Origin of the sequence: Streptomyces sp. NPDC048442, assembly GCF_040651475.1 — a bacterium.
In the GTDB taxonomy this organism is placed as follows: Bacteria; Actinomycetota; Actinomycetes; order Streptomycetales; family Streptomycetaceae; genus Streptomyces.
In genome coordinates, this window is sequence record NZ_JBEZKB010000002.1 from 1 (window position 1) to 18,101 (window position 18,101).

General features: G+C 69.4%; 13 protein-coding genes and 1 pseudogene. 8 read left to right on the plus strand and 6 right to left on the minus strand.

What is annotated here, in order from left to right; all coding sequences use genetic code 11:
• The first annotated feature begins 391 nt into the window (after positions 1–391).
• From AB0D18_RS03715 to AB0D18_RS03730, 4 genes and pseudogenes are all read left to right on the plus strand, one after another.
• Complete coding sequence (locus AB0D18_RS03715) at positions 392–4,396, plus strand: hypothetical protein (protein ID WP_362412210.1); 4,005 nt, start codon at positions 392–394, stop codon at positions 4,394–4,396.
• A gap of 271 nt (positions 4,397–4,667) precedes the next feature.
• A pseudogene (locus tag AB0D18_RS03720) lies at positions 4,668–5,087 on the plus strand (GntR family transcriptional regulator); the annotation flags it as partial.
• Between the two features lie 39 nt (positions 5,088–5,126).
• Entirely contained in the window at positions 5,127–5,888 is a 762-nt protein-coding gene (locus AB0D18_RS03725) for a glycosyltransferase (RefSeq protein WP_362412213.1), read from the plus strand.
• 99 nt (positions 5,889–5,987) lie between these two features.
• Positions 5,988–6,920, plus strand: a complete 933-nt coding sequence (locus AB0D18_RS03730; protein WP_362412216.1) for an FkbM family methyltransferase — start codon at positions 5,988–5,990, stop codon at positions 6,918–6,920.
• 64 nt (positions 6,921–6,984) lie between these two features.
• On the opposite strand, the gene AB0D18_RS03735 is transcribed toward AB0D18_RS03730, so the two are convergent.
• Positions 6,985–8,223 carry an amidohydrolase family protein gene (locus AB0D18_RS03735; protein WP_362412219.1) on the minus strand — a complete coding sequence of 413 codons (1,239 nt, stop codon included), beginning with the start codon at positions 8,221–8,223 and terminating at the stop codon, positions 6,985–6,987.
• 179 nt (positions 8,224–8,402) lie between these two features.
• On the opposite strand from AB0D18_RS03735, the gene AB0D18_RS03740 reads away from it, so the two are divergent.
• Together AB0D18_RS03740 and AB0D18_RS03745 are read left to right on the plus strand one after the other, a co-directional pair.
• Complete coding sequence (locus tag AB0D18_RS03740; RefSeq protein WP_362412222.1) at positions 8,403–8,852, plus strand: DoxX family protein; 450 nt, start codon at positions 8,403–8,405, stop codon at positions 8,850–8,852.
• A gap of 209 nt (positions 8,853–9,061) precedes the next feature.
• Positions 9,062–9,637 (plus strand): hypothetical protein, encoded by a 576-nt coding sequence (locus tag AB0D18_RS03745; protein ID WP_362412225.1) that lies wholly within the window; start codon positions 9,062–9,064, stop codon positions 9,635–9,637.
• A 78-nt stretch (positions 9,638–9,715) separates the two neighbouring features.
• On the opposite strand, the gene AB0D18_RS03750 is transcribed toward AB0D18_RS03745, so the two are convergent.
• Entirely contained in the window at positions 9,716–10,102 is a 387-nt protein-coding gene (locus AB0D18_RS03750; RefSeq protein WP_362412228.1) for a nuclear transport factor 2 family protein, read from the minus strand.
• 83 nt (positions 10,103–10,185) lie between these two features.
• On the opposite strand from AB0D18_RS03750, the gene AB0D18_RS03755 reads away from it, so the two are divergent.
• Both AB0D18_RS03755 and AB0D18_RS03760 read left to right on the plus strand, forming a co-directional pair.
• Positions 10,186–12,003, plus strand: a complete 1,818-nt coding sequence (locus AB0D18_RS03755) for a prolyl oligopeptidase family serine peptidase (protein ID WP_362412231.1) — start codon at positions 10,186–10,188, stop codon at positions 12,001–12,003.
• Between the two features lie 188 nt (positions 12,004–12,191).
• A complete protein-coding gene (locus AB0D18_RS03760; RefSeq protein ID WP_362412234.1) occupies positions 12,192–13,058 on the plus strand; it encodes an SURF1 family protein in 867 nt (288 codons plus the stop codon).
• Here the strand turns inward: AB0D18_RS03760 and AB0D18_RS03765 are convergent.
• The 4 genes from AB0D18_RS03765 to AB0D18_RS03780 all read right to left on the minus strand — a co-directional run bounded on the left by AB0D18_RS03765 (position 13,028) and on the right by AB0D18_RS03780 (position 17,976).
• Complete coding sequence (locus AB0D18_RS03765) at positions 13,028–14,089, minus strand: hypothetical protein (RefSeq protein WP_362412237.1); 1,062 nt, start codon at positions 14,087–14,089, stop codon at positions 13,028–13,030. The genes AB0D18_RS03760 and AB0D18_RS03765 overlap by 31 nt on opposite strands.
• Positions 14,090–14,493: 404 nt before the next feature.
• Positions 14,494–15,207 carry a SigE family RNA polymerase sigma factor gene (locus tag AB0D18_RS03770; RefSeq protein WP_362413405.1) on the minus strand — a complete coding sequence of 238 codons (714 nt, stop codon included), beginning with the start codon at positions 15,205–15,207 and terminating at the stop codon, positions 14,494–14,496.
• Between the two features lie 430 nt (positions 15,208–15,637).
• A complete protein-coding gene (locus AB0D18_RS03775; protein WP_362412240.1) occupies positions 15,638–16,699 on the minus strand; it encodes an aspartate-semialdehyde dehydrogenase in 1,062 nt (353 codons plus the stop codon).
• Positions 16,696–17,976 (minus strand): aspartate kinase, encoded by a 1,281-nt coding sequence (locus tag AB0D18_RS03780; RefSeq protein WP_362412243.1) that lies wholly within the window; start codon positions 17,974–17,976, stop codon positions 16,696–16,698. The genes AB0D18_RS03775 and AB0D18_RS03780 overlap by 4 nt, the downstream gene beginning before the upstream one ends.
• Positions 17,977–18,101 lie beyond the last annotated feature (125 nt).

Genomic DNA, 18,101 nt, shown 5'->3' on the forward strand with positions numbered 1-18,101 from the left:
ACGTACTCACGGCGCCGAATTCGTCACACTGAGAAGCTCACCGCAGAAAATGAGGGAACTTAGATGAAGTACACGAAGGCTGCTTCGGTCCTGGCTACCGGTCCCTCCCCTGTGGGGACCGGTAGCGAACAACGCGACGGTGTCGATCCGCGCCGCATGGGGGGCGGTGCGCATCGAGGTAGCACCCGATCCACAGACTGCGCACAGACAGGACGGCGTCACACTGGTGACCTACTCTGACGCTGCGCGCTTGGATCACTACCGGATGGCGATCCTGCCAGTTGCAGCTTCCGCCGAGGAGGCCCCATCATCGTCCGGACGCCATCACCGCAGGTCAGACACATAGAGTGAGTTTTCCGGTCCGGATATTCGGGAGCGATGCAAGTAAGGGGTGGAGGTCTTGAATCCCGACTCAGGGGCGCGCACAGCCTTCGCTGAACGTCTCGCGCTGCTGTACAAGGAAGCCGGTAACCCTCCCCTCCAGCGCGTGGCCGAGGCAGTCGTCCGGCTTCAGCGGGTCGATGAACGAGGCCGGCCCGTGCGGGTGTCCGCCCAGCGGATCAGCGACTGGCGACGGGCCAAGAACGTGCCCGCCCAGTTCGCCGCCCTCGCAGCGGTGCTGCACATCCTGATCCCCGAAGCGCGGCGAGTACGTCCCGTGCCGGTGTCCGCGGGGCTGTACGAGATGACCCAGTGGCAGCTTCTCTGGGACCGCGCGGTGGCGGACCCGGTCACCGGCCGCGCCGCCGCGACACCGTCGCAGGACGAGGACTCGCTTCAGGCCGAAGCCCCGGCTGTCCCCGGTGTGTGCCCGTACCGCGGGCTGGCTTCGTATCGTCAGCAGGACGCCCGGTGGTTCTTCGGCCGCGAGCGGAGCACGGAGGACCTCGTTGCTCAACTCCGTACAGCGGAGAGGAGTGGGGGCCTGGTCATGCTCGTAGGCGCCTCGGGAGCGGGGAAATCTTCTCTGCTGAACGCCGGTCTGGTGCCCACATTGCAGAACGGCGCACTGGGTGACGAGGGCGGACAGGCAGGTTCGGTGCTGCAACTCGTACCGGGAGCCGACCCCCTCGCGGAGCTGACCCGCCACATACCTGAGCTGGCGCACACCGTCGAGGGGCCCGCGCAGGAATCGGGTACGCCGCTCTTCGCGCAGGCGGTACGGAAGTCCGTCACGGCGTGGGCACGACGCTCGGCATCCGCCGCCACCCGTCCGGTCATCGTCGTGGACCAGTTCGAGGAAGCGTTCACTCTCTGCTCCGACGAGGCGGCCAGGCGCACCTTCATCCAGGTTCTGCACGCCGCGTGCTCGACCGCCGGCGCCGGCGACCCCGCCCCCGCACTCGTAGTCCTCGGCCTACGGGCCGACTTCTACGAGCAGTGCCTGCGGCACCCCGAACTGGCCGACGCCCTGCAACACCGGCACATGGTGCTCGGCCCGCTGACCCACTCCGAGCTGCGCGACGCGATGACCGGTCCGGCCAAGGCCGTGGGACTGGAACTCGAACCGGGTCTCACGGAGCTGATAGTCCAAGAGGTGAGCACGGACGGCCTCCACGGGACGTACGACGCGGGAGTGCTGCCGCTCCTCTCCCACGCCCTGCTGGCCACCTGGCAGCGGCGGAAGGCGGGACGTCTGACGCTGGCCGGCTACCGCGCGGCGGGCGGCATCCAGGGAGCCGTGGCGGCGACCGCCGAGTGCGCCTGGTCCGGCCTCGACCCGGCGGCACGCACGGCCGCGAGACTCCTCCTCCTCAGGCTGGTCCGGCTGGGCGAAGACACTCAGGCCACCCGAAGGCGAGGGACTCGACGCCAGCTCGCCGAGGAGTCGACGGACCCCGGCAAGACGGAGGAATCGCTCGAAGCACTGGTGCACGCCCGCTTGGTGACACTCGACGCGGAAAGCGTGGAGATCACGCATGAAGCGCTGCTCCACGCCTGGCCCCGCCTGCGCGACTGGATCGACGAGGACAGGGACGACCACCTGCTGCGCCAGCGGCTTGAGGAGGACGGCAAGGCATGGGAGGACTCCGCCCGTGACACGGCACTCCTCTACCGGGGGTCCCGGCTGGAACAGGCCAGGGCCTGGGCGCGATCTACTGGTGACACCTTCCTGACCCGGGGCGCGATGGACTTCCTGGCCGCCTCCGCCCGGCTGCGCAGGCGCACGGTCCTGATGGCCCGCGGTGCGGTGGCGGCTCTGGTCGCCCTGGCGATCGTTGCCGTGTCCGCGGCAGTGGTCGCGTCGCGGCAGCGGGACGACGCCGTCTTCGCGCAGGTGGTCGCCGAGGCCGACCGCGCCCAGTACACGGATCCGTCGCTGTCCGCGCAGCTCGGCCTGGTGGCGCATCGCCTGCGGCCGGACGACCAGGCGGCGAAGAACCGGTTGATCTCCATCGTGAACGCGCCTCTGGCCACACCGCTCCTTGGCCACACCGGCGCCGTCTACCTCACCTCGTTCAGCCCGAACGGGCGGCTCCTGGCCACGGCGAGCTACGACCGAACCGTTCGGCTGTGGGACGTCGCGGACCCGTCGCGCCCCAAAAGCCTGGGCGAACCCCTGTCCGGTCACAGGAGCTGGGTGAGCAGCGCGGTCTTCAGCCCGGACGGCAACACCCTCGCCAGTGCGTCGGACGACGGCACGATCAGGCTGTGGAACGTGTCCGATCCCCGCCACCCGCGCCTGCTGGGTGACCCTCTGATCAGCGACGGCGGCTCGATCTATCTGGTCGCTTTCAGCCCGGACGGGCGCTCTCTGGCCACCGCCAATGACGACCACAACGTTCGCCTGTGGAACGTGGAGGACCCGGGGCGGCCGCAGTCGCTCGGTGCGTTTCCCGCGCACACCGCCGCTGTGCGTTCCGTGGCTTTCAGCAGCGATGGGCGGACGCTGGCGGCCGGTGGTGACGACGGCACGATCAGGTTGTGGGACATGGCCGACCCGCGTCGTCCGAAGCCGGTGGAGAAGGTGTTGACCGGCCACACGGGCACGGTGCACTCCGTGGCCTTCCACCCCGACGGCCACACTCTCGCCAGCGGGGGCTCGGACGACACCATCCGGCTCTGGAACGTGACCGACCCGCGTCACGCGGAGCCACTCGGTGCGCCGCTGACCCACCACACCGGCCCCGTCTGGTCGGTGGCCTTCCATCCCGACGGATACATGCTCGCGGCCGCCAGCGCGGACAGTACGGCGAGCCTGTGGAACGTCAGTGATCCCGTGCATCCTTCTCAAGTCGGTGAGCCTCTCGCAGGCAGCAGCGGAGAAATGTACGCCCTCGGCTTCAGCCCCGACGGGCGGACTCTGGCCACCGGCAGCGGCGACAACAAGGTCCGCCTGTGGTCGATCCCGACGGCGGACATGATCGGGCGGATAGGAGCGTTCCGCCCCGACGGGAAAGTGCTCGCCACCGCCGCGCGGGACGAGCAGGTCCGGCTCTGGAACGTGGAGGACCCCAACCGGCCCGTGTCACTGAGCCAACCGGTCAAACCCGGCGAGGGGGAGGTGCGTTCGCTGGTGTTCTCCCCCGACGGCCGCACACTCGCCGTGCTGACGGGACGTCGTGCGGTGCAGTTGTGGAACGTCACCGATCCGGCTCGGCCCCTTGCCTACGGGCCGCCTGTCGCGCTGCGGACACGATTCGCGGGCCCCGACGCACTGGCTTTCAGCCCGGACGGACGCACCCTGGCAACCGCCCACACCGACCGCACCATCCAGTTGTGGAACGTCAGCGACCCTGCCCGCCTCGACCCTCTCACCGCGCCGCTCACCGGGCACAAGGGCTACATCAATTCCCTCGTCTTCAGCACAGACGGACGGGCGCTCGCCAGTGGCAGCGCGGACGGCACGATCCGGCTCTGGGACGTGACCGACGCCCGCCGCGCAACCCCACTGGGCAAGCCCCTGACGGGGCACCTGGGCCCCGTCAACACGCTGGCCTACAGCCCGGACAGCCGCACCCTGGCCAGCGGCAGTGACGACGGCACAGTCCAGCTCTGGAACGTCGCCGACCCCCTCAAGGCCGACCGGCCGGAGTCCTCTCTCACGGGGCACACTGACGCCATCGTGTCTCTGACCTTCAGCCGGGACGGCTCCACCCTGGCCAGCGGAGGCAATGACAACGCGGTCCGCCTCTGGGACGTCACCCACCCGTCCAGCGCCTCCCCCATCGGTCAGTCGATGAGCCCCAACGCCAAGACCGGCAGCTTCCTGTCGTTCAGCCCTCAAGGCCGCATGCTCGGTATTTCGAGCGGCACCGATACCGTCCGGCTGTGGAATTTGGACACGGACGAAGCCATTCGCCGTATTTGCACGACCACCCGGAGCGTGCTGACGCGGGAAAGGTGGCTCGACTACCTGCCCCGCATTTCGTACGCGCCCCCCTGCGACGAGTAACGGCACACCACCCCCACCCGCGGATCACACTGCGTGATCCCTCTCACAACCCCTCTTCGCGGCAGGTCAGTTGACTATCTCTGCGCAAGCAGCCTTGTTACGTTGGGTACAGCCCGGTCGCTGATGCATCCCCCGTCGTCAGCGGCCGGGCCTTCGCGTTGTCCACGCAGCAGGGTCCAGATCGTCGATGACGGATCCGGCCTCACTCATCAAGACCTCTTGAGGAGTCGTATGCTGAGCTGCGTCGGTCAACAGGACGGTGAGCTCTCCCATGGCGGTGGCGTACGAGCGGATCGCGGACGAGCTCCGCGAAGCCATCCGCGCAGGCCGGCTGCGACCGGGCGACCGGCTCGTCGAGAAGCAGCACGGGCGGGGCACCTTCGTCCGCCGGTCCCGCACGAAGATCCTGCGGACGAACGTGCGCCACCAGTGGGAGAAGGACCGCGTACGCGCCCCGGTCGACGCCGGAACCCCGCTCGTCGAGCGGACCTACCGGACGCGGTACGCGGCCGAGAACGCACCGTTCGCCCTGGTCACCTCCTACCTCGTCCGCAACATGGTCGCGCCGGACCCCGACCTCCTGGACGAGACCAAGGAGCCGTGGCCGGGCGGCACCCAGAACCAGCTCCACACCGTGGGCATCGGGCTCGGCCGCATCGAGGAGCATGTCTGCGCACGGCCCCCGACGCCGGACATGGTGTTCACGACTCCACTGGAAAGGTGGTGAGCCGTGACCCGGCGCATCATCATCGTCACGGCCGTCCACGCGGCCTCGGCGCACTTCCTGCCGGACGCGTACAAGTCGCTCTGTGACCAGGAACTTCCCGAAGGCTGCGAGTGGCACTGGCTCGTCCAGGAGGACGGCGAGGGCGACGAGGTCGCTCCGCACGTTCCCGACGACGCACGGGTGACCTTCCGGCAGGGCCGCCGCGGCGGCCCCGGAGTCGCACGCACCATCGCCCTGGCCCACGCGGACGGCGACTACGTCAAGGTCCTGGACGCCGACGACCAGCTGGCGCCCGGCACCCTGGCACGCGACCTGGCCGCCCTCGAAGCGGACCCGAGCATCGGCTGGGCCACCTCTCGCGTGCTCGACCTGCTCCCGGACGGCTCGACCGCCGGCTTCCCCGGCGACCCGGAGCCCGGCCCCATCGAGAAGGGCGAAGTGCTCGACTTCTGGAGGGCCCACAACTTCCGCGCCTCGGTCCACCCGGCGACACTCTTCGTCCGCCGGGACCTCCTCGTCGCCCTGGGCGGCTGGATGGCGCTTCCGGCCTCGGAGGACACGGGCCTCTTGCTCGCGCTCAACTCCGTTGCCCGCGGCTGGTTCTCCGCCGAGGTGGGGCTCCACTACCGCAAGTGGGAGGGGCAGGCGACCGGCCAGGCCGCGCACGTCGATCCCGCCGAGCGCGATGCCCGCATGGCCGTCGTCGAAGCCCGCGCCCGCGCACTGGACTACTTCCAGTGGCGCTACCCGGTCATTTCCGACTGACCGTTCCGGTCGCCTGGTATCCCGTACCCCATGCGCAGCGAGGTGGAGCAGGAACGGGGGATCTTGCTGCTGCCGAGGTGTGCCCGTACCGTCACGAGCATGCTTCCTGCTGCCACTACGCCGATCTCGGAGCTGATGGTCACCCTCGGCCGCGGATACGTACGCCACGCTCCTGGGTCGCTGCTCAAAGGGCCGATCGCAGCCGGATATCTCAACCCTCACCTGCGCGACCATCCCCGGCAGCGAGTCGTAGAAGCCTGTTTCGATGCCCGGTTCGCGGTCGACACGCGCGACCTCATCCAGCGCTACATCCACCTCTTCGGAGTGTGGGAGCCCCACATGACCCACTGGCTGCAGAGCCGCCTCGGTCCGGGCGACGTCCTGGTGGATGTCGGAGCCAACGTCGGCTACTTCACGATCCTCGGCTCGCGGCTCGTCGGCAGCGCCGGCCGGGTGGTCGCCATCGAAGCCTCCCCCGCATTCCACCGCAGAGTGCTGCAGCACATCGAGCTCAACGGCTGCGAGAACGTCCGCGCCGTCAACGGTGCCGTCGCCGACAGCCACAAGACCCTGACGTTCGTACTCGCCAGCTCGCACAACATGGGCGCCAACAGCATCGTCCCGTACGACGGACCCGCCGAGTCGTCCTTCGACATGGAGGCCATTCCGCTCCCGGAGCTCCTGTCTTCGGACGAACTGGCCCGAGCACGCGTCATCAAAATCGACGTCGAAGGTGCCGAAGGCGGTGTCATCCGCGGGCTGGCCCCAGCGCTCGGCGAGCTGCGCCAGGACGTGGAGATCGCGGTGGAGGTCACTCCTGAGCGCATGGCCAAGTTGGGTGACTCCTGGGAGGAGTTGCTGGAAACCATGCGCGAGCACGGCTTCCACACGTACCGCCTGCCCAGCGACTACAGGCCCGAAAGCTACCCACTCGCCCTACGTCGACCGATGCCGCCGGTGCGGTGGCGCGGGCCGATCGTGGGCGAGAGCGAGTTGGTGTTCTCCCGCACGGCCGCCGAGTCGCTCGTCTGACGCCAGGCCACCCCCACCTGCACCTGGCCACCACCGCCACCCGGCCTCCGCACCCTGCTGGCGGTCAAGCACCCCTCGCCACAGGCCGGTCCCGGTCGAACGACAGATCCAGCATCCGGATGGCGTTGCCCCGCAGCAGCTTGTACTGGACGTCTTCCGGCAGGTGCCCGACGTGGTCCTCGGCCACCTGCTTCGTGTGCGGCCACGTCGAGTCGACGTGTGGGTAGTCGGTCTCGAAGGTCGCGTTGTTCACGCCGACGGTGTCGATCGATGCGATGCCGTGCTTGTCGCGGAAGAAGCAGCAGAAGATCTGCCGGTAGTAGTACATCGACGGAGGCTCGGGGATCAGGTCCTTCACGCCGCCCCACGCGCGGTGCTCCTCCCACACGTCGTCCGCGCGCTCCAGTGCGTACGGGATCCAGCCCATCTGCCCCTCGCTGTACGCCAGTTTGAGCTGAGGGAACTTCACCAGGACTCCGGAGAATAGGAAGTCCATCATCGACGCCATCGCGTTGTTGAAGGACAGCGAGGCCTGCACCGCCGGCGGTGCGTCCGGTGAGGCGGCGGGCATCTGGGACGACGAGCCGATGTGCATGTTCACCACCGTCCCCGTCTCCTCGCACGCCGCGAAGAACGGGTCCCAGTAGCCGGAGTGGATCGACGGCAGCCCGAGGTGGGTCGGGATTTCGCTGAAGGTCACCGCGCGGACCCCGCGAGCGGCATTGCGCTTGATCTCGGCAACGGCGAGGTCGATGTCCCAGAGCGGGATCAGGCAGAGCGGGATGAGCCGGCCTCCGCTGTCGCCGCACCACTCCTCAACCATCCAGTCGTTGTACGCCCGGACGCAGGCCAGCCCCACCTCCTTGTCCTTGGCCTCGGCGAAGGTCTGTCCACAGAAGCGCGGGAAGGTGGGGAAACAGAGCGAGGCCTCTACGTGGTTGAGGTCCATGTCCTTCAGGCGTGCGGCCGGGTCCCAGCAGCCGCGCCGCATCTGCTCCCGCGTGATGCCGTCGAGCGTCATCTCGTCGCGGGAGAAGCCGACGGCCGCGATGATGCGCTTGTACGGAAAGAAAAGGCCCTCGTACTCCCACCAGTCGGTGGTCTGGCCGTTCGGGTCGGTGTGGAACCGGTACCTCCCGCCGACGTACTCCAGCTCGCCGATGCCGGCGGTGAAAGGCTTCGGGCCCTTGTCGCGGTACTTCTTCGGCAGCCAGGTCTCGAAGAGGTGCGCGGGCTCGATCACGTGGTCGTCCACGCTGATGACCTTGGGGATCTCCCTTGTGCCGCTCTCGTTTCCAACCACGCCGTACCCCCAGTTGCTCGCCGGTTCAACCGACTCGAATCTGACGACCCATCAGTTGGAGGTTAGGGGCTCCACCCTCAAGCGACAAGGAGGAGCAGGGAAGTTGATCCCCTTGCGCAATCCTGCGACAACCGCTGAACTGACGCTGCATCAGATTCATCGCGAGCGAGGGGTACGAGGTGGAGACGATCTGGCTCAGCGGCGCCGAGTGGATGGCGGTCCTTCGCATTGGCCTCGGCCTGTGGTGGCTGGAGAGCTGGCGGCACAAGGACAAGAAGACCTGGTTCAAGGGCGGCGGCATCGCGTGGGCGGAGGGCATCGCGGCCGACCACCGATGGCCATTCGTACGCCGCGGCTTCGACCGCATCGTGAAGCCCCGCCCGCGCCCGATGGCCTACCTCGTCGCTTACGCGGAACTCGCCCTCGGGCTGGGCCTGATCGTCGGCTTCCTGACGCCGATCGCGCTCGTCTGCGGCCTGATCCTCAACCTGATCTATCTCGTGCTGATGATCCACGACTGGGGCGAGCAGGGGCAGAACCTGATGATGGCGCTGATCTCCGCGGTGGGGCTGTTCGCCATGTGTTGGCAGAGCTGGTCGCTCGACAGCGTCTTCGGGCTGTTCCTCTAGGGCGCTTCTCAGACCGAGGGCACCTTGGAGTCCAGGGCGGCGTCAAGGGCGAGCAGCACCCTCAGCGGGATCTCCTGCTCCCTCCGGCTCGCAGTAACGAGAACGCCACTTCCTGAGCCATTGCTCTGGTCTGTTCGAGGCCGACGTGTCACCCTGCCCGACGCCCACAGCGGTGGGCGCCCCCTCACCCTGTCAGGCAAGGAGATGGCATGAGCGAGCATGACGACGATCGCGTCCAGGAGGCCGGCGGGCTCGGCCCCGAGGCGGCACTTCGGCAGCGGCACTCCGCACGTGCCGCGAGCGCCGCGGCCAGGGCGACCGCCTTGTTCCACTACGTCGAGCAGCACGCGCCGAGCGAGACCCGCGACGGCAGGATGACCAAAGAGCAGATCGTCTGGAAGGCCGGCAACGCGGCCCGGGTGTCCGCGAAGGCCCTCGCGGTGCTCGACGAGTCCGCTCCGAATCCGGCCGCCGACTCCCGCTGCGCGAGGAACGCAGCGGCCTCCGCCGCCCAAGCCGCGCAAGCGGGCCAACTCTGCGACGGCGACAGCGCGGCCGCCACCGACGCCTGCCGCGCTGCCATCAAGGCCTCGCAGTCCGCAGGGGCGGCCGCGACAGCAGCGGCAGGAGGGGAAGACGAAGCACTGAACACCGCGGCGGATGCCGACGAGGCAGCGGCCGTGGCCTCCGCCGTCGCGGCAGGTTGGGTGAAGCCGGGGCAGCAGCTCCCGGAGGTGTCGACCGGTGTCCGGAGCGCCGACCTCATGTCGATGATGCACCTGTGAGATGCACCTGTGGGATGCATAGGGAGCGAGCGGGGAGCGGATCATGTGGCTCTCCCGGCTCCGTTCAGGGCTTGGCCGTCAGTACCTCTCCACCAGATGCTCCCGCCCCCTCGGCGGTTCGTACGGTTCGGGCCAGAAGTCGGTGATGGTGGTGAGGAGGCCGGTGGTGGGGTCGGCGGTGAAGAAGGTGAGGGCGTGGCGTTCTTCCAGGCCGACCGTGACGTGGAGCCAGGTGACCGCGTGGGTGGTTTCGACGACCGTGCGCAGGACCTGGGCGTGCCAGGTGTCCGGGTAGTCGCGGTTGAAGCGGGAGTAGGCGGCCTTGCCGTGGATGCGTTCACGGGTTTGGGGGAGGTCGTAGGTGACGTCGTCGGCGAGGGTCGTGTCGAAGGTGTCCCAGTCGCGGGCCTCGGCGGACGTCCAGTAGGTGTGGACGGTGGCGTGCAGGTCTGTGTGATGGGTCATGGATCGAGTGTGGGCGGGGGGTCTGACAAACAGGGGGCAGGGATTCCGCTTGGGGTGGGGGGCGGGTCCTGTTTGATGGGGGGATGAGTCGTGATGAGAGCAGTGGTGTGACGGACGTTCCCCGGTGGGAGCAGCGGTTTCGGGCGTCTCGGGTGTCGTTGCCCGAGTGGGCGGAGCAGGCTCCTGAGCGGGCGCTGTTCGTGTCGAATGCGACGGGGACGTACGAGCTGTACGCGTGGGACCGGGAGAGCGGCGCCCAGCGGCAGGTGACGGACCGGGCCAATGGGACGACCGACGGGATGCTGGCGCCGGACGGACAGTCCGTGTGGTGGTTCGACGACACCGACGGGGACGAGTTCGGGGTGTGGCGGCGGCAGCCGTTCGGGGGCGGGCCCGACGTGCTCGCCGTGGAGGGGCTGGAGGCTTCCTATCCGGCGGGGCTCGCGCTCGGCCTCGACGGGACCGTGGTCGTGGGGCGGTCCACCGATGAGGACGGGTCGACCATTCATGTCGTACGGGGGACGGGGGAGGCCGCGGAGCCGGTGGAGGTCTACCGGCACCGGGAGTCCGCCGGGGTCGGCGATCTGAGTCACGATTCGGCGCTGTTGGCCATTGAGCACACCGAGCACGGGGATGCCATGCATTCGTCGCTGCGGGTGCTGCGGGTGGCGGACGGGAGCGTCGTCGCGGATCTGGACGACAGCGAGGGCGGGACCAAGGAGCTCGGACTTGAGGTGCTGGGGTTCGCGCCCGTGGACGGGGACAGCCGGCTGCTGGTGGGGCACCAGCGGCGGGGGCGCTGGGAGCCGATGATCTGGGACCCGGTGACCGGGACCGAGACCGAGCTGGCGATCGATCTGCCCGGGGACGTGAGCGCGGACTGGTATCCGGACGGGTCGGCGCTGATCGTCGGGCACAGCTTCGAGGCCCGGGGGGAGCTGTGGCGGTACGACATCGGGAGTGGGGTGCTGGCGCAGGTGGAGACGCCCGCCGGGTCCGTTTCCGGGGCTACGGCGCGGCCCGACGGGTCCGTCGAGTACATGTGGTCGTCGGCCGCCGAGCCGTCGGTCGTACGGTCGACCAGCGGTGGCGTCGTGCTCGATCCGCCGGGGGCCAGGGCGCCGGTGTCCGTGCCGGTCGAGACGGTGTGGGTGGACGGGCCGGGGGGACGGATCCATGCGCTCGTACAGCGGCCCGCGGGGCAGGGCGACGGGCCGTTTCCGACCATCTTTGAGGTGCACGGGGGGCCGACGTGGCACGACAGCGATTCGTTCGCTGCCGGGCCGGCCGCCTGGGTCGACCACGGGTTCGCCGTCGTACGCGTCAACTACCGCGGTTCGACCGGCTACGGGCGGGAGTGGACCGACGCCCTGAAGCACCGGGTGGGGCTGATCGAGCTGGAGGACATCGCAGCCGTACGGGAGTGGGCCGTGGATTCCGGGCTCGCCGATCCCGCGCGGGTGGTGCTGTCCGGGGGCTCCTGGGGCGGGTACCTGACGCTGCTCGGGCTCGGTACGCAGCCGGACGCCTGGGCGCTCGGGCTGGCCGCCGTGCCGGTCGCCGACTACGTGACGGCTTACGAGGACGAGATGGAGGCCCTGAAGGCGCTGGACCGGACGCTGTTCGGGGGGACGCCGGAGGAGGTGCCGGAGCGGTTCTCCGCGTCGTCGCCGCTGACGTACGTCGACGACGTGAGGGTGCCGGTCTACATCTCGGCGGGGATGAACGATCCGCGGTGCCCGATCAAGCAGATCGACAATTACGTCGACCGGCTGGTGGAGCGGGGGGCTGTGCACGAGGTGTACCGGTACGAGGCCGGGCATGGGTCGCTCGTCGTGGAGGAGCGGATCAAGCAGGTGCGGTTGGAGATTGACTTCGTGCGGCGGCATTTGAAGGGGTAGGGGGCGGGCGAAGGTACGGGGTGCGGGCCGGCGCCGGTGGGGGCTGGGGTTCCGGGCTGCGCCCGGTGCACGGCTGCGCCGCGCGTCCTCAAACGCCGGACGGGCTGAAGTTGCCAGGACGGGCTGAAGGTGCCCGGCTGAGGTGACCCGCCCTTCGGTGGGGGTGGTCGGGAACGTACCGTAGAAGCGTGTATCGGTTTCTGCTGACTCCGCGCTGGTGGGGGATCAACCTCTTCGTCGTGCTTGCCATTCCCTTCTGCATTTTCATGGGGTCCTGGCAGCTCGGCCGTTTCGAGGACCGGGTCGACTCGCACCGCAGTGCGGAGGCGGCTCCCGATCCCTCGAAGCAGGCCCCCGTGCCGCTGGCGGAGCTGCTGCCCGTCTCCACGGAGACGTCGGGGAGGCAGGCGAAGGTGAGCGGGCGGTACGCCGAGCAGTTCCTCGTGCCCGGACGCGTGCTCGACGAGAAGGACGGGTACTACGTCCTCGCGATGCTGAAGACCGACGGGGGCGGGGGCAAGGGCCTTCCGGTCGTACGGGGGTGGGTCGCCGGGGACGTGCGCGGGGCCACTCCGCCGCCCGCGCCCACCGGTGAAGTCACCGTGACCGGCGCTCTCCAGGCCTCCGAGAACTCGCAGACCGACGGAGTCGACAATTCCGGTGGGCTGCCCGCGGGGCAGGTCGGGATGATCAGTTCCTCGACGCTCGTCAATCTCGTGCCGTACGGGGTGTACGACGCCTGGATCACCCAGAGCGCGAGCGAGAGCGGGATGAAGGCCGTGCCCGCCGTGGCTCCGCAGGGCAGTGGGCTCGATCTGAAGGCGTTCCAGAACCTCGGGTACACCGGCGAGTGGTTCGTCTTCGCCGGGTTCGTGCTCTTCATGTGGTTCCGGCTGGTGCGGCGGGAGGCCGAGACCGCGCGGGACCTCGCGTGGGGGATCCTGACGGAGGAAGAGGCGGCGGAGGCGGAGTCGGGAACCGCCGTTGCCGGCCCTGCGGCGGAAGAGGAAGCGGAAGGCGCCGGTCAGGGCGCGTCCAGTACGCCCGTCCGGTAGATCGTTCCCGCGCACGCGTTGGGAATCGTCGCCTCCGCGCTCGGAGCGCCCGGTTCCGCCGTGTGCGTCACGGCGACCTTGCCGTCCGCCGGTTCGCCGTCGCCCGTACCCAGTTGAGTGGTGGCGCCGTTGCCCGCGGAGTCCGTATTGCCCGCGCCCGTGTCGGGGACCTTGCCGCCACCCGGCTCGCCGCCGCCCGCACCGCCGCCCGCCGCGGCCTGGCCCGCGCTCTCGCCGCTGCCGTTGGTCGGGGTCGGCTTCGGGGACTCGCCCGTCGAGGGGCAGGTGTCCTGGGGGACCCAGGCGAACTTCACCTCGTACGCCGCCTCCGGCGGAAGCACCAGGCTCCGGGCCTCCTTCGCGGGGTCCGGCAGGCCTGCCGCCGGGTCCCCCGAGGTGTGCTCGACGACCTTGATGCGGGACTGGTCGGCGGCGCCCATCGCCTGGAAGTTCATGCTGCCGCCGCCGGGCACCGCACACTCGGCGCCGGACTTGTTGGCGATCCGGAAGGTGCCGTAGACCTTGCCCTGGGCGTCCGGGGCGCCGGTGGTCGCCCTGACGACTGTCAGCTGCTTGCCGTCGCAGGCAGGCTTCTCCGGCTCCGTGGTGTCCTGTTCGTACGCCCCCGCGCCGTCGCCGCCGCTGTCGGTGCCGCTCTCGCCGGTGTCCGGGTTGCCCGACTGGGACTGCTTCGGCTTGCCCTCGGGGTCCGTGCCGCCCGGCTCCTTGCCCGGCCCCTTGCTCTGCGGGCCGTCCGTGCTCTGCTCGCCGCCGCCGGGACCGGCGTCCGTACCACCGGACTCGATGCCCTCGGTGCTCGCGGAGTGGCCCGCGTTCGCCGAGTTGGCGGTGGCGGCGCTGCCGGACTTGGACACGTGCAGGAACGCCGGGACCGCGGTGCCTATCAGCAGGGCCGCGGCTGCCATCCCGAGCACCGCCTGACGGCGCCTGGTGCGGCGGAGCGGGACGGCCCTGCGCAGATGGTCGAGGGTGCCGTCGGAGGGGGCCAGGCCCTCCACCGCGCCGTGCATCAGCCGGCGTACGGCAAGCTCGTCGGGGCTCAGGGCGGGGGTGCCGGGGGACTCTCCGCGAGGGCCGCCTCCGAAGGCTCCGGAGCTCCCGGACCCGGAGCTCCCGGACCCGGAGCTCCCGGAGTCCCCGGAGGCCCCGAAGCTTCCGAAGCCCCTGAAGGAGCCGTCTCCGCTGCCGCTTCCGTCCGTCGGCGGGTTCTCTCGCCCGTGGCGCTCTTCGCGCCCGTCGCGCCCGTCGTTCACAATCCTGTTTCCAGTCCGGTCGTATCTCGGCCCGTCCGGCCCGTACCGCGCAGGGTGGTCGCGGCGGTCGTTTCCGTACCCGTCCGGTCCATCCGGTCCATCCGGTCCATCCGGTCCGCCCGGTTCCACCGGCTCACCTGTGCTCCCGCCGTTGTTCCCGTTCATGCGGTCGCCTCCATCGCGACACGCAGCGCCGCGATCCCGCGTGAACCGTACGCCTTCACCGACCCCAGCGATATTCCGAGCACCTCGGCGACCTGCGCCTCCGTCATGTCCGAGAAATAGCGCAGGCTCAGCACCTCGCGCTGGCGCCGCTGCAGCCCGCGCATCGCCTTGATCAGCGCGTCCCGTTCCAGGCTGACGTACGCACCCTCCTCCGCGCTCGCCATGTCCGGCATCGGCTTGGAGAGCAGCTTGAGCCCGAGGATGCGGCGGCGCAGCGCGGAGCGGGAGAGGTTGACGACGGTCTGGCGGAGGTAGGCGAGGGTCTTCTCGGGCTCGCGGACCCGCCCGCGCGCGGAGTGCACGCGGATGAACGCCTCCTGCACGACGTCCTCGCAGGACGCGAGGTCGTCGAGCAGCAGCGCCGCGAGTCCGAGCAGCGAGCGGTAGTGCGCACGGTAGGTCTCGGTCAGGTGGTCGACGGTGGTGCCCTCTGCCAGGGTCTTCTCGTCAGCGGCCACGAGCGAGGGCCCGTACGTCGCGGAGTCCAGTACCGAAGCAGGCTGTTCCGGTACGAGGGTGGGCCCGACCGGAGAAACGGGCACGGTCGGCGCCACCGCCGTAACCGGAGAAACCGCCGTAACCGCCGAGACCTGCGCCTGCGTCGGGATGCGCGCAGGCCGCGCCGCCGGCATGGGAGCGATCACCGGCATGCCGCCGGGCGCGCGGGACGTACGCCGCGGGCGCACTGATGCGCCGCGCAGCGAGACCGCCGTGATGTCGAGAACCTCTGCTGCCACGCCTGTTGGACACGCTTCTCCCCGTCAGGGTTGTACGCGCAGGACGCCGCTTTTGACGGTGTGCTCGCCGGTGAATGCGATGCACCGATTCGCCCCATGCGTAACCGCCCCTCCCCATTGCCCCAATTTTCCCCCAGCAGAAGGGATCGCTGTGGCCTCTTCCGAGGGCGACAGAAGAGACGCCGAGCGCCCAACTGCCGGTTCCCACAAGGCCAGAGGCATTTTCCCCGATCCCCTGGCAGCGCCGGTCACGCCGATACCATTCCCGCCGCAAGTCCACCCCATGTGGTCCAGACCTGTTGGTCATGCACAGGGTGTTCACAGATCCTACAAAGGATTCCGGTCAGTTCGGCGCGAGTTCCGAAGCGATCAATTCGGCGATCTGCACCGTATTCAGGGCAGATCCCTTCCGCAGGTTGTCGCCGCAGACGAAGAATTCCAGCGCTTGGGGATCATCCATCGAGCGGCGCACCCGGCCGACCCACGTCGGGTCGGTGCCGACCACGTCGGCGGGGGTGGGGAAGTCGCCCGCTGCCGGGTTGTCGAAGAGGACCACGCCGGGGGCTGTGGCGAGGATCTCCTCGGCCCGCTCGACCGTCACCTCGGACTCGAAGCGGGCGTGCACGGAGGCGGAGTGGACGCTGATGACCGGGACCCGTACGCAGGTCGCGGTGACCCGCAGTTCGGGCAGACCGAGGATCTTGCGGGACTCGTCCCGGATCTTCAGCTCCTCGGACGACCACCCGCCGTCCCGTACGGAACCCACCCACGGCACCACGTTGAGCGCGAGCGGTGCCGGGAAGGGGCCGAGGTCGTCGCCGACGGTCCGCCGTACGCCACCGGGGGTGGTTCCCGCGTCGGGCTCCCCGGCGAGCAGCGAGAGCTGGGCGCGCAGGGTGTCGATGCCGCGCTGTCCTGCGCCGCTGGCCGCCTGGTACGAGGAGACGACGAGCTCGGTCAGACCGAACTCGGCGTGCAGGGCGCCGAGCGCCACGATCATCGACAGGGTGGTGCAGTTGGGGGTGGCGACGATGCCGCGCGGCCGCACCCGGGCGCAGTGCGGGTTGACCTCGGGGACGACCAGCGGCACGTCCGCGTCCGACCGGAAGGCGGCCGAGTTGTCCACCACGACGGCGCCCTTGGCGACGGCGACCGGCGCCCACTGCGCGGCCACTTCGTCGGGCACGTCGAACACCGCGACGTCGACGCCCTCCAGCGCCTCTTCGCTGAGCACCACGACCTCGACCTGCTCGCCGCGCACGGCCAGCACGGAGCCGGCCGTGCGCGGGGAGGAGAGGAGTCGGATCTCGCCCCAGATGTCGGCGTGCTGCGACAACATCTGGAGCATGACCCGGCCGACCGCCCCGGTCGCCCCGACGACCGCGAGCGTCGGCTTGTCGGTCACCTTCCGGTGCCTCCGTAGACCACGGCCTCGTCGGATTCCGTGTCGAGTCCGAAGGCCGTGTGCACGGCGCGGACGGCCTCGTCGACGTCGTCGGCGCGGGTGACGACCGAGATGCGGATCTCGGAGGTCGAGATCAGCTCGATGTTCACGCCCGCGTCGGACAGGGCCTCGAAGAAGCCGGCCGTGACGCCCGGGTTGGTCTTCATGCCCGCGCCGACCAGGGAGATCTTGCCGATCTGGTCGTCGTAGCGCAGCGAGTCGTAGCCGACGAGCGCCCGCGCCTTCTCCAGCGCCTCGGTGGCCTTGCGGCCCTCGGTCTTGGGCAGCGTGAACGAAATGTCCGTCAGCCCGGTCGACGCGGCCGACACGTTCTGCACGATCATGTCGATGTTGATCCCGGCGTCCGCGATGGCGCGGAAGATAGCCGCGGCCTCGCCCGGCTTGTCCGGCACTCCGACGACCGTGACCTTGGCCTCGGAGACGTCGTGGGCGACTCCGGAGATGATGGCCTGCTCCACCTGCTGGGCTCCCTCTGCGTTGGGCCGCTCGTTGCTGACCCAGGTACCGCGCAGTCCCGAGAAGGACGAGCGGACGTGGATCGGGATGTTGTATCGGCGTGCGTACTCCACGCACCGGTGCAGCAGCACCTTGGATCCTGAGGCGGCGAGCTCCAGCATGTCCTCGAAGGAGATCCAGTCGATCTTCTGCGCCTTCTTCACCACGCGCGGGTCGGCGGTGAACACGCCGTCCACATCGGTGTAGATCTCACAGACCTCGGCGTCGAGGGCGGCCGCAAGCGCGACGGCGGTCGTGTCCGAGCCGCCGCGGCCCAGCGTGGTGATGTCCTTCTTGTCCTGGGACACGCCCTGGAAGCCGGCCACGATCGCGATGTTGCCCTCGTCGAGCGCGGTACGGATCCGCCCCGGCGTGACATCGATGATGCGCGCTTTGTTGTGGACCGAGTCGGTGATGACACCGGCCTGGCTGCCCGTGAAGGACTGGGCCTCGTGGCCCAGGTTTTTGATCGCCATGGCCAGCAGAGCCATGGAGATCCGCTCTCCTGCGGTCAGCAGCATGTCGAATTCGCGCCCGGCAGGGATCGGAGATACCTGCCCGGCGAGGTCGATCAGCTCATCCGTGGTGTCGCCCATCGCCGACACCACGACAACGACCTGATGGCCGTTCCGCTTGGCATCCACGATCCGCTTGGCGACACGCTTGATGCCTTCGGCATCGGCGACGGAGGAGCCTCCGTACTTCTGCACGACAAGGCCCACGTGCGCTCCTCGTTAGTTCATTGCGGCAGTTCATTACTGCGCTCGAGTCAGTTTAACGAGCGGGCGGGTCACACCGGGCAGGTATCGCATCGTGAGACGTCTCGCTCGCACGATGGCCTGGCCGG